Source organism: Kitasatospora sp. NPDC098663, from assembly GCF_044760075.1.
GTDB lineage: Bacteria > Actinomycetota > Actinomycetes > Streptomycetales > Streptomycetaceae > Kitasatospora.
The window spans coordinates 234,189-248,132 of sequence record NZ_JBIWAP010000010.1; the positions used below are offsets into that span (position 1 = coordinate 234,189).

Sequence of the window (13,944 nt, forward strand, 5' to 3'; positions counted from 1 at the left end):
CCGGCCGGGCGCTCGACGCGAAGTGCTAGCGGTGGCGCGGGGCCCGGGCGGCGGCGAGCAGTTCCTCGGCGTGGGCCCGGCCGAGCTCGGAGTCCTCCAGGCCGGCCAGCATCCTGGAGAGTTCGCGCACCCGCTCCTCGTCGTTCAGCACCTTGACGCCGCTGCGGGTCACGGTGCCGTCGTTGGTCTTCTCGACCACCAGGTGCCGGTCCGCGAAGGCGGCGACCTGCGGCAGGTGGGTGACCACCACGACCTGGGCGGATTCTGCCAGTTTGGCCAGCCGGCGGCCGATCTCGACCGCCGCCTTGCCGCCGACGCCCGCGTCCACCTCGTCGAACAGGTAGGTGGGAACGGGGTCGGCGCCCGCGAAGACCACCTCGACGGCGAGCATCACGCGGGACAGCTCACCGCCCGAGGCGCCCTTGGCGATCGGGCGGGGCTGGGCGCCGGGGTGCGGGGCGAGCAGCACCTCGACCTCGTCCACGCCGTGCGGGCCGTAGGCGACGGTACGGCCGTCGACCTCGATCCCCGACAGGTCGTCGACCTGGGCGATCGAGAAGGTCACCCGGGCGTGCGGCATCGCCAGTTCGGCGAGTTCGGCGGAGACGGCCTCGGCGAAGCGCCCGGCCGCGGCCTGCCGGGCGCCCGACACCTCGGCCGCCAGCTCGGCCAACTCGGCCCGCAGCGCGCTCTCCTGGGCGCCGAGCTGGTCGATCCGGTCGTCGTCGCCGTCGAGTTCGGCGAGCCGGGCGGAGCCGGCCTCGGCCCAGGCGAGCACCTCCGCGAGGGAGTTCTCCGGGCCGCCGTACTTGCGCAGCAGCTGGGCCAGGACAGCCCGGCGGTCCTCGACGGCGGCGAGCCGGACGGGGTCGGCGTCCAGGTCGTCCGCGTAGCCGGCCAGGTCGCCGGCCACGTCGGCGAGCAGGTAGCCGACCTCGTTGAGGCGGTCGGCGAGGCCGGCGAGGCGCTCGTCGTGGTGGCGCACGGCGTCCAGGGCGCGGCGGGACTGCGCGAGCAGGGTGCCCGCGTCCAGTGCCTCCGGGTCGGCCGGGTCGCCGGCCAGGGCGGCGTGGGCGAGGGTCGCGGCGGAGGACAGCGCGTCGGCGTGGCCCAGCCGCTCGGCCTCGGCGGCCAGCTCGGTGTCCTCGTCGGCGACCGGCTCGGCGGCGGCGATCTCGTCCAGGCCGAAGCGCAGCAGATCGGCCTCCTGCGCGCGCTCACGGGCCCGGGTGGTCAGCTCCTCCAGGGTGGCCGAGACCTCGCGCAGGCTCCGGTAGGTCTCCCGGTAGCGGGCCAGCGGCTCGGCCACCGCCTCGCCCGCGTACCGGTCCAGCGCGCCGCGCTGGCGGGCCGGGCGCAGCAGCCGCTGCTGGTCGGTCTGGCCGTGCACGGCGATCAGTTCCTCGCCGAGTTCGGTGAGCAGCCCGACCGGGACGGCCCGCCCGCCGACGTACGCCCGGGAGCGGCCCTCGGCGGAGACGGTCCGGCTGATCAGCAGGGCGCCCTCGTCCAGTTCGGCCCCGGCCTCGGCCGCGCGGACCGCCGCCGGGGAGCCGGCGGGCAGCTCCAGCCGGCCCTCGACGACGGCGCGTCCGGTCCCGTTGCGCACCAGGCCCGGGTCGGCGCGGCCGCCGAGCAACAGGCCGAGGCTGGTCACGACCATGGTCTTTCCGGCGCCGGTCTCACCGGTCACGGCGGTGAAGCCGGGGGCGAGCTCGACCACCGCGTCGTCGATGACCCCAAGATCCCGTATCCGCATCTCGTCCAACACGGAGACGACCTTACGAGGTTCCACCCCCGGCGCGCGACGAGCGGCAACGCCGCGCGGCAACTCCGTGCCCGGAAGTTCACCCCTTGCGGGGCGTTTGCCCGGGTCCCGGCACCGTGCACCACGGCAGGAAGATCTGCACCAGCGGGCCGATCGCCAGTGCGTACGCGACCGTGCCGACCCCGGCGGTGCCGCCCAGCAGGACGCCGGCGACCAGTACCGTCACCTCGATGCCGGTGCGGATCAGCCGCAGCGAACGCCCGGTGCGCCGGTGCAGGCCGGTCATCAGGCCGTCGCGCGGGCCAGGGCCCAGGCGGGCACCGATGTAGAGGCCGGTGGCCAGGCCGTTGAGCACGATCGCGGCGGCCATCAGCGCGATCCGGGCGGGCAGCCCGTGCGGGCCGTCGACCAGCCGCAGCGTGAGGTCCATCGAGGCGCCCAGCACCAGCACGTTGGCGACGGTGCCGACACCCGGGCGCTGGCGGATCGGGATCCACAGCAGCAGGACCAGGGCGCCGCAGATGGTCACCCAGGTGCCCACCGAGAGGCCTGCGACGCGTTGCAGTCCCTGGTGGAAGACGTCCCACGGGTCGAGGCCGAGGCCGGAGCGCAGCATCAGCGCCATGCTCGCGCCGTACAGGTAGAGGCCGACGGCGAGCTGCGGGATCCGGCGGCCCAGGGCGTGGGTGTCGCCGAGCACCCGGGCGGCGAGCGGGGGCCGGGCGGCCTCCCGGGCGGGTCCGGACGTGGTCGTGGGCGTGGTCGTGGTGGCCATCGGGCGCTCCTGCGGGTGGTGCTGCACCCCGGGCGGCCCCGGCGGTGGCGGACTCGACGGCCGCACTGCCATGATGGTCGGGCCAATAGAGCCCACTCCAGGGCCAATTTCGAGCAAGTGGACTGATCAGCCTTGGCCGACTGGCACACCACCGTCACCCCGCCCGCGCTCGCCCGGCTGCTCGCCGCCGCCCGGCTGCCCGAACCGGCCGCCGCCCGCCGCCCCGCCTACCGGACCCTCGCCGGGCAGATCCGGCTGCTGGTCACCGAGGGCCGCCTGCCGGTCGGCGCCCGGCTGCCCGCCGAACGCGAACTCGCCGGTGCCCTGGAGCTGAGCCGTACCACCGTCGCCACCGCCTACGAGACCCTGCGCGCCGACGGCTACCTGCTCAGCCGCCGCGGCGCCGGCAGCTGGACCACCCTGCCCGAGGGCGCCCCGCCGCCCAGCGACGCGCTGCACCCCGTCCCCCCGGACGAGCAGGGCAGCACCCTGGACCTCGGCGTCGCCGCCCTGCCGGCCCCGCAGCCCTTCCTCGGCGAGGCCACCGTCCGGGCCGTCGAGCAGCTGCCCTGCTACGCCGCCGGGCACGGCCACTACCCCACCGGCGTCCCGGTGCTGCGCGAGGCCCTCGCCCGCCGCTACACCCAGCGCGGCCTGCCCACCACCCCCGACCAGATCCTCGTCACCACCGGCGCGATGGGCGGGCTGCACCTCGTCCAGCGGGCGCTGATCGGCCGCGGCGACCGGGTCGCCGTCGAGGCGCCCAGCTACGCCCACACCCTTCAGGCGCTCCGGATCACCGGCGCCCGCCTGGTGCCGGTGCCCTACGGCTACCGCCCCCAGCCCGAGTGGGACCTCACCGAGTGGCGCGGGGTGCTGCGCGGGGCCGCGCCCAAGGTCGCCTACGTGATCCCGGACTTCCACAACCCGACCGGCGCGCTGATCGGTGAGGAGCAGCGCCGCGAGCTGCTGGCCGCCGCCCGGGCCGCCGGCAGCGTCGTCCTGGTCGACGAGACCACCGCCGAACTCGGCTGGGGCGTACCGGAGTCCGCCCCGCTGCCGCGCCCGATGGCGGCGCTGGACCGCTCCGCCCAGGTGGTCACCGTCGGCTCGGCCAGCAAGCTGCTCTGGGGCGGCCTGCGGATCGGCTGGGTCCGGGCCGCGCCCGCACTGGTGCGCCGGCTGGCCGCCGACCGGGTCTACAGCGACGTCGGCACGCCGGTCCTGGAGCAGCTGATCGCCGCCGAACTGCTGGGCGAGCCGCTGCCCGCCGTCCGGGCGCACCAACTGGACCGGCTGCGGGCGACGGCGCACGCCTTCGCCGCCGCACTGCCCGAGCACCTGCCGGGCTGGTCGTTCACGCCGCCGCCCGGCGGCCTCTCGCTCTGGGTGTCCACCGGCGGGCTGTCCGGCGCGGCGCTGGCCCGGGCCGGGGAACGCGCCGGGGTGCGGATCGCCTCGGGCAACCGGTTCGGCTCGGACGGCGCGTTCGAGCACCACATCCGGATCCCGCTCACCGTGCCGGCCCCGGCCGTCCCCGCCGCCGTGCAGCGGCTCGCCGAGACAGCCGCCCGGGCGACGGCTGGCGGCCGGTACGGACCGCCCGCCGACACCCCGCCGCTGGCGATCTGACCGGCCGACCGGCGATCCGTCAGCAGTGGGTGTTCGCCCGCCCGCGCCAACCCGTCACCGGCAGCGCGAACTTGGCCACCAGCCGGTCGGTGAACGGCGCCCGGTGCAGTCTGGCCAGGCGCACCGGGGTCTGCCCCCGGCGGACCTCCACCCGTGCGCCGGCGGGCAGTTCGACCGTGCGCCGCCCGTCGCACCAGAGCACGCCGTGCGGGGTCTTGGGCTGCACCTCGACGGCCAGCACCGAGTCCGGCGAGGTCACCAGCGGGCGGGCGAACAGCGCGTGCGCGGAGATCGGCACCATCAGCAGCGCCTCCACCTCCGGCCACACCACCGGCCCGCCGCCGGAGAACGCGTACGCGGTGGAGCCGGTCGGCGTCGCGCACACCACGCCGTCGCAGCCGAAGTTGGAGACCGGGCGGCCGTCCACCTCGGTCACCACCTCCAGCATCCGCTCCCGGGACGCCTTCTCGATCGACGCCTCGTTCAACGCCCAGTCCCGGTGCACCACATCGCCGTTGGTGCGGACGATGACGTCGATCGTCATCCGCTCCTCGACCTCGTAGTCGGCGTCGACCACCCGCTCGACCACCACGGCCAGGTCGTCCCGCTCGGCCTCGGCGAGGAACCCGACCCGGCCCAGGTTGATCCCGAGCATCGGCAGCCCGTGCTCGCGGGCCAGCTCCGCCCCGCGCAGCAGCGTCCCGTCCCCGCCGGCGACCAGGATCAGCTCGCAGCCGTCCGCCGCGCCCGGCCCCCCGGCCACCTTCTCGACCCCGTCCGGCAGGTCCAGGTCCAGTGCCTCGGAGGCGAGCAGTCTGATCCGGATGCCCGCCTTCAGCAGCCCGTGCACCAGGGCCTCGACGCTGCGCAGCGCCGCCGCCCGGCCGGTGTGCGCGATCAGGAAGACCGTACGTTCTTCATCGCTCATGCCGCTGCCCTCTCCCTCACGCCTGCCGGGTCGCCTTCGGCCCCGGTACGGTCGCGTCACACAGCATGACGGACCGGACGCCCCCACAGCACCCTATCGGGGCCCCTCCGCGACGGCCCGGTCCGCCTCGGCGGGATCCAGCTGCGGGGCGTCCCGGCGCAGCCACAGGAAGTACTCCACGTTCCCGGACGGGCCCGGCAGCGGGCTCGCGGTGACGGCGCGCACGCCCAGCCCGAGCTCCCACGCCTGCCCGGCGACCTGGCGCACCATCTCGGCGCGCAGCTGGGGGCTGCGCACCACCCCGCCGCTGCCCAGGCGCTCCTTGCCGATCTCGAACTGCGGCTTGACCATCAGCACCAGGTCCGCGTCCCCGGCCGCGCAGGCGGCCAGCGCGGGCAGCACCAGGCCCAGCGAGATGAACGACAGGTCGCCGACCACCAGGTCGACCGGGGTGCCGCCGATCAGCTCCGGGGTCAGCTCCCGGACGTTGGTGCGGTCCATCACCGTCACCCGCTCGTCGCTCTGCAGCGACCAGGCGAGCTGCCCGTAGCCGACGTCCACCGCCAGCACGCCGGCCGCGCCGGCCCGCAGCAGGACGTCGGTGAAGCCGCCGGTGGAGGCGCCCGCGTCCAGCGCCCGGCGGCCCTCGACCACCAGGCCCTGCGGGACGAAGGCGGCGAACGCCCCGGCCAGCTTGTGCCCGCCGCGCGAGACGTAGTCGGGGTCGTTGTCGTCCTTGGCCACCACGACCGCCGCCGAGGTCTCCACCTGGGTGGCCGGCTTGGTCGCGGTGGTGCCTCCGACGGTCACCCGGCCGGCCGCGATCAGCTCGGACGCGTGCTCACGCGACCGGGCCAGCTTGCGGCGGACCAGCTCCGCGTCGAGTCGGCGTCGTGCCACTGCCACTGGTGTTTCAGCTCCTACGGGTCCTGCGGGTCGTTCCAGGGTCATTCCTGGTCGAGCGCGGCCAGCGTGTCGGCCAGCCGCTGGTGAACATCTTCGTACACCTCGACGTGTGCCTCGGCCGGGACCCCGTCCAGGGCCTCCAGCCGGGCCAGCGCGGCGTCCACGACGGGGTGGCCGGTCGGGGTCGGTTCCACGCCGAGCGGTTCGACGGCTTCAGCTGGTCCGGTCATCGGGCTTCTTCGTGCTGGTGGCCTTGCGGACGGTGGTCTTCTTCGTCGCCGTGCGCTTCGCGGGCGCCTTGGGCTGCGCGGCCTGCTCGGCGGCGGCCTGCTGCGCGGTGGCGGTCTTCTTGACGGCCGTCTTGCGCACGGTCGTCTTCTTGGCGGCCGTCTTCTTCGCCACCGGCTTCTTGGCCGCCGCCTTCTTCGCCGGGGACTTCTTCGCCCCGGCCCGGCCCGCCGCCGGGGCCTTCTCCGCCTGAGCCTTCTCCGCCGAGGTCTGCTCCGCCGGAGCGGGCTTCTTCGCCGGGGTCCGCTTCGCGGCGGCCTTCCCCGGTACCGACGGCCGTACCGGCGGGACGGGCGGGTCGACCTCGACCGGCTCGTCCACCTCCACCCGTTCGGCCACTATCGGCTCCCCCGCCGCCGGGGCCGCCGGCTGCTCGTCCGCTCGCTCCCAACCGCGCCCGAAAAGGTCGTCCGCCCGGGGCGCCGGCGTCGGCTCCGCCGCCTCGTCGACCCCGGCCGACCGCACCGCCGGCTCGGCGTCCTCCTCGACCTCGCGCAGCTTGCTCTCCAGGTAGGCGAGCACCACCCCGACCTTCATCACCTGGTCGCCGACCTTCTCGAAGGCCTTCTCCACCTCGCCGCGCGCCACCCCGACGGCCAGGTCCACCCCGGCCCGCCCGGCGGTGACCGCCTCCTCCGCCAGCGTCTGCAGCGTCCTGGCCGACGGCGGGAACTGCCCGCCGAGCCGGCGCTCGACCTCGGTGACGTCGACCCCGGTCCGCTCCAGGATCACGGCCGCCGTCCCGACGACCCGCTTGCCGACCTCCTCCGCCAGCCCGGCGGCGACCTCCACCACTCCCCGCACCGTCCTCGGCAGCATCCGGGTGCCTCCTTAGCGCCTGCGCGCATCGCTCCGTCGCCGTCGGTGCCCGGGCCGATCCGGGCACCCCACCGACGACGCTACCGCCAAAACCCGGCTGCGGTACCGTGGCCCGGCAGGGACCATCGCCGTCACCTGCCGCGACCACCAGGGAACCCAGGGAGGGGAACCACCGCCATGGCCAACGCCGAGGAGTGCCGCGGGGCACTGGAACAGCTCAGCCGGAACATGGCGAAGTCCACCGGTGACGTCCGCAAGGCGGCCGCCCTCGACCGCTCGCTCAGCTGCCGGATCACCGACCTCGACCTGACCTTCACCGGCCAACTGCGTGACGGCCGGATCCACGACCTCGCCTCGGCCCCCGGCGCCCCGGCCGAGAAGGCGGCGATCCGGCTCACCATGAGCAGCGACGACCTGGTCGCCGTGGTCTTCGGCGGGCTCAACTTCGCGTCCGCCTGGGCGGGCGGCCGGATCCGGCTGGAGGCGGGCTTCCGCGACCTGCTGCGGCTGCGCACCCTACTCTGAACCCGGCCGCCGTGGTCCTTGCCGCCGTGGTCCTTCCCTCTTGGACCCGAGCACTCTGAACCCGAGCGCTCCGGACCCGACCGCTCTCGCCTCGAGTGCTGCCGTGCGGCGGCTCAGAACCCCAGCTCGGCCAGGGCCTTGCGCCCGTCGGCCGGCGCGCCGTCCGCGTCCAGCGCCGTCCACGCCGCCGCGCACAGCGCCCGCAGACCGTCCCAGCGGTCCCCGCCGCCATCCAGCCGCAGCACGCCACCAGCGGCCGACGCCACCCAGCCGCCGCAACCGAAGCCGTCCGCCCCGGTCGTGACCGCCGGGTGCGGCTCCAGCAGCCCGCGCAGGTCCGCCGACAGGTAGGTCGGCCGGTGCTCGGCCGGGGCCGTCAGCAGCTGTGCCGGGGTGGTCACCCCGGTGAAGACCAGCAGGCTGTCCACCCCGCCGTTGAACGCGCCCTCGATGTCGGTGTCCAGCCGGTCGCCGACCACCAGTGGCCGCCGCGCGCCGGTCCGCAGTACGGTCTCCCGGTGCATCGGCGGCTGCGGCTTGCCCGCCACCACCGGGTCCACCCCGGCAGCCGCCCGCACCGCCGCGACCAGCGTCCCGTTGCCGGGCGCGATGCCGCGCGCGGTCGGGATGGTCAGGTCGGTGTTGGAGGCCACCCACGGCAGCCCCTGCTGCACCGCGTACGCGGCCTCCGCCAGCTGAGCCCAGCCGACCGACGGGTCGTAGCCCTGCACCACCGCGAGCGGCTCCTCGGCCAGCGAGCGGACGGCGACCAGCCCGCGCTCGGCCAGTGCCTCCTCCAGCCCCGGGCCGCCCACGACCAGCACCTTCGCCCCGGCCGGCACCTGCTCGGCAACCACCCGGGCGGCCGCCTGCGCCGAGTTGATCACGTCGGCCGGCTCGGCCGGCACGCCCAGTCCGGTCAGGTGCTCGGCCACCACCCGCGGCGGCCGGGAGGCGTTGTTGGTCACGTACGCGAGCCGCATCCCGGCCGTCCGGGCGGCGGCCAGCGCGTCCACGGCGTGCTCGATCGCGTGCGGGCCCGCGTAGACCACGCCGTCCAGGTCCAGCAGCGCCGTGTCGTACGCCTCGGTCAGCGGCTGCTCGCTGCCGCCGGGGGCGGTCCGTCGCACGGTGGTGGCCGTCTCGGTCATGGCTGCGCTACCTCATTCACTGCGTCGTTCGCTTCCTCGGGTGCCCCCGAGCGGGTGGCCCTTGAGCCGGTGGGCCCTTGAGCGGGGTGGGCCCTTGAGTGGTGCGGGCCCCGAGCCGGTCAGACCTCGTCGTCCACACCGGCGTCGCCCGTCGGCGCCCCGTCCGGGCCCGGCGGGGGCGCCAGGTACCCGGGTGCCCCGGGCAGCAGCGGGCCGAACGCCCCGGCGCGGGCCGCCAGGGTCGCCCTGGTCTGCCGCAGCGCCGCCTGGTAGTGCTCGGTGCCCGGCCGCATGGCCACGGCCAGCGCCAGGTGCTCGGCGGACGTCTCGAAGTCGCCCAGCCGGGCCGCCGCGACGCCCCACCCGAACTGAGCGTAGTCGTCCGACGGATCGGCCAGCGCGACGGCCCGGAAGTTCTCCAGCGCCGCCGCGTACGAACCGGTGTCGAACTGGGCCCGCGCCAGCGTCTCCCGGATGCTGCGCGACTGCGGCTCGGCCGCTGCCGCCCGGACCAGCAGCTGCTCGGCGGCCGCCGGGTTGCCCTGGGCCAGCAGCCTGCCGCCGCGCCGGAACCAGTCGTACACGTCCCCGGTCGGCTCGCCGGAACGCCCCTGCGCCGGCACGCCGCCGTGCGCCGGAGCGCCCCCGCCAGCGGCGCCGTCCGGCCCGCCCTGCTCGGCCGGGCCGTTGCCGTCCAGCCGTTCCTGCCCGTCGTCCATGCGGTACCTCGCCCTCGGTCGCACACCCGTCCCACAGGTCAGCACGGGTATTCCGATCTCTCAACAACGCGTACCCGGTTACGATGCCCAGAATGAGCACACCCAGTGCAGAAGACGGAGTCGAGACTCCCGAGGGCGGCCCCGGCGATCCCGGGCACGTCGCCACCGCAGGCCTGTCCCTGTCACCCTTCCGAGGCCTGCGCTACGTCCCCGATCGGGTCGGCGCCCTGGCCGCGGTCATGTCACCGCCGTACGACGTCGTCGACCCCGGCCGCCGGCTCGACCTGGAGACCGCCGACCCGCACAACGTGGTCCGGCTGATCCTGCCCAGGCCCGAGCCCGAGGACGTCGGCGACCGGCCCGACCGCGACACCAAGTACCGGCACGCCGCCCGGCTCCTGGCCGCCTGGCAGCGCGAGGGGATCCTCGCCGCCGACCCGGCGCCCGCGCTCTACGTCTACGAGCAGCGCGTGCCCGCCACCGGCGACTCCCCCGAACTGCTCCAGCGCGGGCTGATCGGCGCGCTCGCGGTGAGCGGTCGCGAGGCCGGCGTGGTCCTCCCCCACGAGGACGTGATGCCGCGGCCGGTCGCCGACCGGGTAGGCCTGATGCGCACCACCCGGGCCAACCTCGAACCGCTGCTGCTCACCTACCGCGGCGGCGGCGGCGCCTCCGGCGTCATCGAACGGACCGTCCAGGGCGAGCCGCTGCTCTCCACGGCCACCAGCGACGGCACCCACCACCGCCTCTGGGCCGTCGCCGACCCCGCCGAGATCGCCGAGATCAGCCGCGACCTCGCCACCTGCCGGGCCCTGATCGCCGACGGCCACCACCGCTGGGAGATGTACCTCCGCCTCCAGCGCGAGCACCGCCACCTGCCGCGCAGCCCGTGGGACCGCGGTCTGGTGCTCCTGGTGGACACCGCCCGCTACCCGCTGCGGGTCCGGGCCATCCACCGGGTGCTGTACCGGCTGCCGGTGGCCGAGGCGCTGGAGAGGCTCGGCGACCAGTGGAAGGTCAAGGAGGTCCCCGGCCCGCTGACCGCCGCCCTCCAGGCGCTCGCCGAACAGAAGCGGCACGGCGGCAACGGCTTCATACTGACCGGCGGGGACGGTGTGTACTGGCTGCTCGGCGAGCCCGAGGAGGCACTGCTCGACGCCACCGTGCCGCACGACCGGCCCGAGGAGTGGCGCCACCTGGACGCCACCGTCCTGCACGCCACCCTGCTCGACCGCACCTGGCACGTCCCCGACGGCCCGGACGACATCGGCTACCTGCACACCGCCGCGGCCGCCGAGCAGGAGGCCGCACGCACCGGCGGCACCGCCGTCCTGCTGCACCCGGTCCGGGAGAGCGTGGTCCGCAGGCTCGCCGAGCAGGGCGTCACCATGCCGCGCAAGTCCACCTCCTTCGGGCCGAAGCCGGCCACCGGACTGGTACTGCGCAACCTCGAACTGGGCTAGGTTCCCCTGCGGAACGCGAAGAGGCCCTGCCTGCTCCCCCTTGAATTCCAGGGGAAGCGGGCAGGGCCTCACTCGTCGGCCGGAGCCGCTCAGCTGCGGGCGTCGCCCTTGGCCTCGGCGTCAGCCTTGACCTCGTCCTTGGCCTCGTCCTTGGCCTCGGTGGCGCGCGCGGGCACCACGCCGTCGAACTCCTCGTCGATCTCGAGGTCGTCCTCGTCGTAGTACTCCTCGACGTTCTCCTCGTCCTCGAAGATCACGCGGTCGTCGGAGGCCTCGCCGCCGCGCTTCTTCGCCGGGGCGTCGGCCTGCTCGAACTCCTCCTCGGCCATCTCCGGGTCGAGCGCGTCCACGAACTCCACGCCGTCGATCTCGGCGAGGCGCTCCGCCGCGTTGGTCGTGCCGTCGGTGTCGGCCTCGGCCGCCTTCGCGAACCAGTCACGGGCCTCGTCGCCACGGCCGGCCGCGATCAGCGCCTCGCCGTAGGCGTACCGGAGACGCGCGGTCCACGGGTGCACGGCGCTGGAGGCCAGCTCCGGGCTCTGCAGGGTCACCACGGCCGCGTCGAACTGCTCCATGTCGGAGCGGGCGCCGGCGGAGACCAGACGCATCTCGACCTGGCCGGCCTTGTCCAGCTGCTTCACCTCGGGCTCACCGGCCATCGCCAGTGCCCGCTCCGGGCGGCCCAGACCGCGCTCGCAGTCGGCCATCACCGGCCACAGGTCCGCACGGCCGGTCATCCGACGGGCGGCACGGAACTCGGTCAGCGCCTCGGAGTACCGCTGCGTCATGTACGAGGCGAAACCGGCCGCCTCACGGACGGCCGCCACGCGGGAGGCCAGACGGAGCGCGACGCGGGAGAACTGGTAGGCCTCCTCCGGCTCGGTGTCGAGCAGGCGGGCCACCATCACCAGGTTGCGGGCGACGTCGTCCGCGAGCGTCTTGGGAAGGCTCTTGAGCTCCTGGCGCACGTCCCCGTCCAGCTCGAAGCCGGTGACGTCCTCCGGGATCGGCAGGCGCTTGACGGGCTCGTAGTTGCCACGACGGTCGTCGTAGCCGCCCCGGTCGTCACGGCGGTCGTCGCGGTTGCCGCGGTAGCCGCCGCGGTCGTCCCGACGGTCGCCGCGGTCGCGGTTGAAGCCGCCACCGGAGGGGCGGTCGTCACGACGGAAGCCGCCACGGTCGCCACCACGGTCATCGCGGTTGAAACCACCCGACGGGCGGTCGCCACGGTCACGGTTGAAGCCGCCACCGGAGGGGCGGTCGTCACGGCGGAAGCCACCGCGGTCGCCACCACGGTCATCCCGATTGAAACCACCCGACGGGCGGTCGCCACGGTCACGGTTGAAGCCACCGCCGGAGGGGCGGTCGTCACGGCGGAAGCCGCCACGGTCGCCACCACGGTCATCCCGATTGAAACCACCGGACGGACGGTCGTCACGGTCACGGTTGAACCCGCTCGGACGGTCATCGCGACGGAAACCGCCACCACCCGACGGGCGGTCGCCGCGGTCGCGGTTGAAGCCGCCACCGGAGGGGCGGTCGTCACGACGGAAGCCGCCACGGTCGCCACCACGGTCATCCCGATTGAAACCACCCGACGGGCGGTCGCCACGGTCACGGTTGAAGCCACCGCCGGAGGGGCGGTCGTCACGGCGGAAGCCGCCACGGTCGCCACCACGGTCATCCCGATTGAAACCACCCGACGGGCGGTCGCCACGGTCACGGTTGAAACCACCGCCGGAGGGGCGGTCGTCACGACGGAAGCCGCCACGGTCGCCACCACGGTCATCCCGATTGAAACCACCCGAGGGACGGTCGTCACGACGCGGACGGTCGTCACGGTCACGGTTGAACCCGCTCGGACGGTCATCGCGACGGAAACCGCCACCACCCGACGGACGGTCGCCACGGTCACGGTTGAAGCCGCCACCGGAGGGACGGTCGTCACGACGGAAGCCGCCACCGGACGGGCGGTCGTCACGACGGAAGCCGCCACGGTCGCCACCACGGTCATCCCGGTTGAAACCACCGGACGGACGGTCGTCACGACGCGGACGGTCGTCACGGTCACGGTTGAACCCGCTCGGACGGTCATCGCGACGGAAACCGCCACCACCCGACGGACGGTCGCCACGGTCACGGTTGAAGCCGCCACCGGACGGGCGGTCGTCACGACGGAAGCCGCCACGGTCGCCACCACGGTCATCCCGGTTGAAACCACCGGACGGACGGTCGTCACGACGCGGACGGTCGTCACGGTTGAAGCCGCCACCGGAGGGACGGTCATCGCGACGGTAGCCGCCGCCCTGACGGTCGTCCCGACGGGCGCCGCCACGGTCGTTCGACCAGCCCCCACGGGACCGGGGCTCGTAGCCTCGGCCGTCGTCCGATCGACGCTCGGGACGGTCCTGGGGCTGGTTCGACATCGTGGTGACTCCTTCTGCTGCTTCAGCTCCACCGCGGACTGAGCAACTCCGCTGCCGTCACGCGGTTTCGGCGCCGGCCTCCTGGCCGCGCACCATCTCCATTGTCCGACATCCCGGAACACTCCGCCTGGGCGAAGGTCCCGGCCTGCCGGGGTACTACTCGTTCGCAAAACACAAAAAGGCCGCGGCCCCAGCGAATCGCTGGGGCCGCGGCCTTGAATAATTGTTCGGCGGCGTCCTACTCTCCCACAGGGTCCCCCCTGCAGTACCATCGGCGCTGTGAGGCTTAGCTTCCGGGTTCGGAATGTAACCGGGCGTTTCCCTCACGCTATGACCACCGAAACCCTATCGGGTATTCAGCGAAACACACTTTTTAATTGATAAGTGTTTTTCTTGTTCGCCGGCGATAGCTGTTCGCTACCCGGGAACCACACAGTGAACGCGAGCGTCTGAGGACAAGCCCTCGGCCTATTAGTACCGGTCAACTCCACCCCTCACAGGGCTTCCATATCCGGCCTATCAACCCAGTCGTCTACTGGGAGCC

Annotated in this window: 12 protein-coding genes, 2 rRNA genes and 1 pseudogene; 3 read left to right on the top strand and 12 right to left on the bottom strand. The window is 74.3% G+C overall.

Features of this window, described 5'->3' with window-relative positions:
* Positions 1-25 precede the first annotated feature (25 nt).
* Positions 26-1,759: a DNA repair protein RecN gene (gene recN / locus ACIQVZ_RS13985; protein ID WP_402449856.1), complete on the bottom strand. Its 1,734-nt coding sequence runs from the start codon at positions 1,757-1,759 to the stop codon at positions 26-28.
* Between the two features lie 88 nt (positions 1,760-1,847).
* On the bottom strand, positions 1,848-2,543 hold the full coding sequence (locus ACIQVZ_RS13990) for a YitT family protein (RefSeq protein WP_402449820.1): 696 nt from the start codon (positions 2,541-2,543) through the stop codon (positions 1,848-1,850).
* 132 nt (positions 2,544-2,675) lie between these two features.
* Between ACIQVZ_RS13990 and ACIQVZ_RS13995 the strand changes: the two genes are divergently transcribed.
* Positions 2,676-4,175 (top strand): PLP-dependent aminotransferase family protein, encoded by a 1,500-nt coding sequence (locus ACIQVZ_RS13995; protein WP_402449823.1) that lies wholly within the window; start codon positions 2,676-2,678, stop codon positions 4,173-4,175.
* Positions 4,176-4,194: 19 nt separating this feature from the next.
* Here the strand turns inward: ACIQVZ_RS13995 and ACIQVZ_RS14000 are convergent, their stop codons facing one another.
* The 4 genes from ACIQVZ_RS14000 to ACIQVZ_RS14015 all read right to left on the bottom strand — a co-directional run bounded on the left by ACIQVZ_RS14000 (position 4,195) and on the right by ACIQVZ_RS14015 (position 7,116).
* Positions 4,195-5,103, bottom strand: a complete 909-nt coding sequence (locus ACIQVZ_RS14000) for an NAD kinase (protein ID WP_350883692.1) — start codon at positions 5,101-5,103, stop codon at positions 4,195-4,197.
* A 93-nt stretch (positions 5,104-5,196) separates the two neighbouring features.
* Positions 5,197-6,054, bottom strand: coding sequence for a TlyA family RNA methyltransferase (locus tag ACIQVZ_RS14005; protein ID WP_402449825.1), 858 nt, complete (start codon positions 6,052-6,054; stop codon positions 5,197-5,199).
* Positions 6,051-6,239 (bottom strand): hypothetical protein, encoded by a 189-nt coding sequence (locus ACIQVZ_RS14010; RefSeq protein ID WP_350883688.1) that lies wholly within the window; start codon positions 6,237-6,239, stop codon positions 6,051-6,053. The genes ACIQVZ_RS14005 and ACIQVZ_RS14010 overlap by 4 nt, the downstream gene beginning before the upstream one ends.
* Positions 6,223-7,116 (bottom strand): hypothetical protein, encoded by an 894-nt coding sequence (locus ACIQVZ_RS14015; protein WP_402449829.1) that lies wholly within the window; start codon positions 7,114-7,116, stop codon positions 6,223-6,225. Before ACIQVZ_RS14015 ends, ACIQVZ_RS14010 begins: the two co-directional genes overlap by 17 nt.
* Positions 7,117-7,293: 177 nt before the next feature.
* Here ACIQVZ_RS14015 and ACIQVZ_RS14020 point away from each other — a divergent pair, with 177 nt between their 5' ends.
* Positions 7,294-7,641, top strand: coding sequence for a sterol-binding protein (locus ACIQVZ_RS14020; protein WP_350883683.1), 348 nt, complete (start codon positions 7,294-7,296; stop codon positions 7,639-7,641).
* 113 nt (positions 7,642-7,754) lie between these two features.
* On the opposite strand, the gene ACIQVZ_RS14025 is transcribed toward ACIQVZ_RS14020, so the two are convergent.
* Positions 7,755-8,792, bottom strand: a complete 1,038-nt coding sequence (locus ACIQVZ_RS14025) for an HAD-IIA family hydrolase (protein WP_350883681.1) — start codon at positions 8,790-8,792, stop codon at positions 7,755-7,757.
* Between the two features lie 119 nt (positions 8,793-8,911).
* Positions 8,912-9,511: a tetratricopeptide repeat protein gene (locus ACIQVZ_RS14030; protein ID WP_350883679.1), complete on the bottom strand. Its 600-nt coding sequence runs from the start codon at positions 9,509-9,511 to the stop codon at positions 8,912-8,914.
* Between the two features lie 92 nt (positions 9,512-9,603).
* On the opposite strand from ACIQVZ_RS14030, the gene ACIQVZ_RS14035 reads away from it, so the two are divergent.
* Positions 9,604-10,974: a DUF1015 domain-containing protein gene (locus tag ACIQVZ_RS14035; protein WP_350883677.1), complete on the top strand. Its 1,371-nt coding sequence runs from the start codon at positions 9,604-9,606 to the stop codon at positions 10,972-10,974.
* Positions 10,975-11,063: 89 nt separating this feature from the next.
* Here the strand turns inward: ACIQVZ_RS14035 and ACIQVZ_RS14040 are convergent, their stop codons facing one another.
* The 4 genes and pseudogenes from ACIQVZ_RS14040 to ACIQVZ_RS14055 form a co-directional block, all read right to left on the bottom strand.
* Positions 11,064-11,942: a tetratricopeptide repeat protein gene (locus ACIQVZ_RS14040; RefSeq protein ID WP_350883675.1), complete on the bottom strand. Its 879-nt coding sequence runs from the start codon at positions 11,940-11,942 to the stop codon at positions 11,064-11,066.
* 390 nt (positions 11,943-12,332) lie between these two features.
* Positions 12,333-12,629 (bottom strand): annotated as a pseudogene (locus ACIQVZ_RS14045) (RNA helicase); the annotation flags it as partial.
* Between the two features lie 996 nt (positions 12,630-13,625).
* Positions 13,626-13,742 (bottom strand): 5S ribosomal RNA (rrf, locus tag ACIQVZ_RS14050).
* 109 nt (positions 13,743-13,851) lie between these two features.
* A 23S ribosomal RNA gene (locus tag ACIQVZ_RS14055) occupies positions 13,852-13,944 on the bottom strand; the annotation flags it as partial.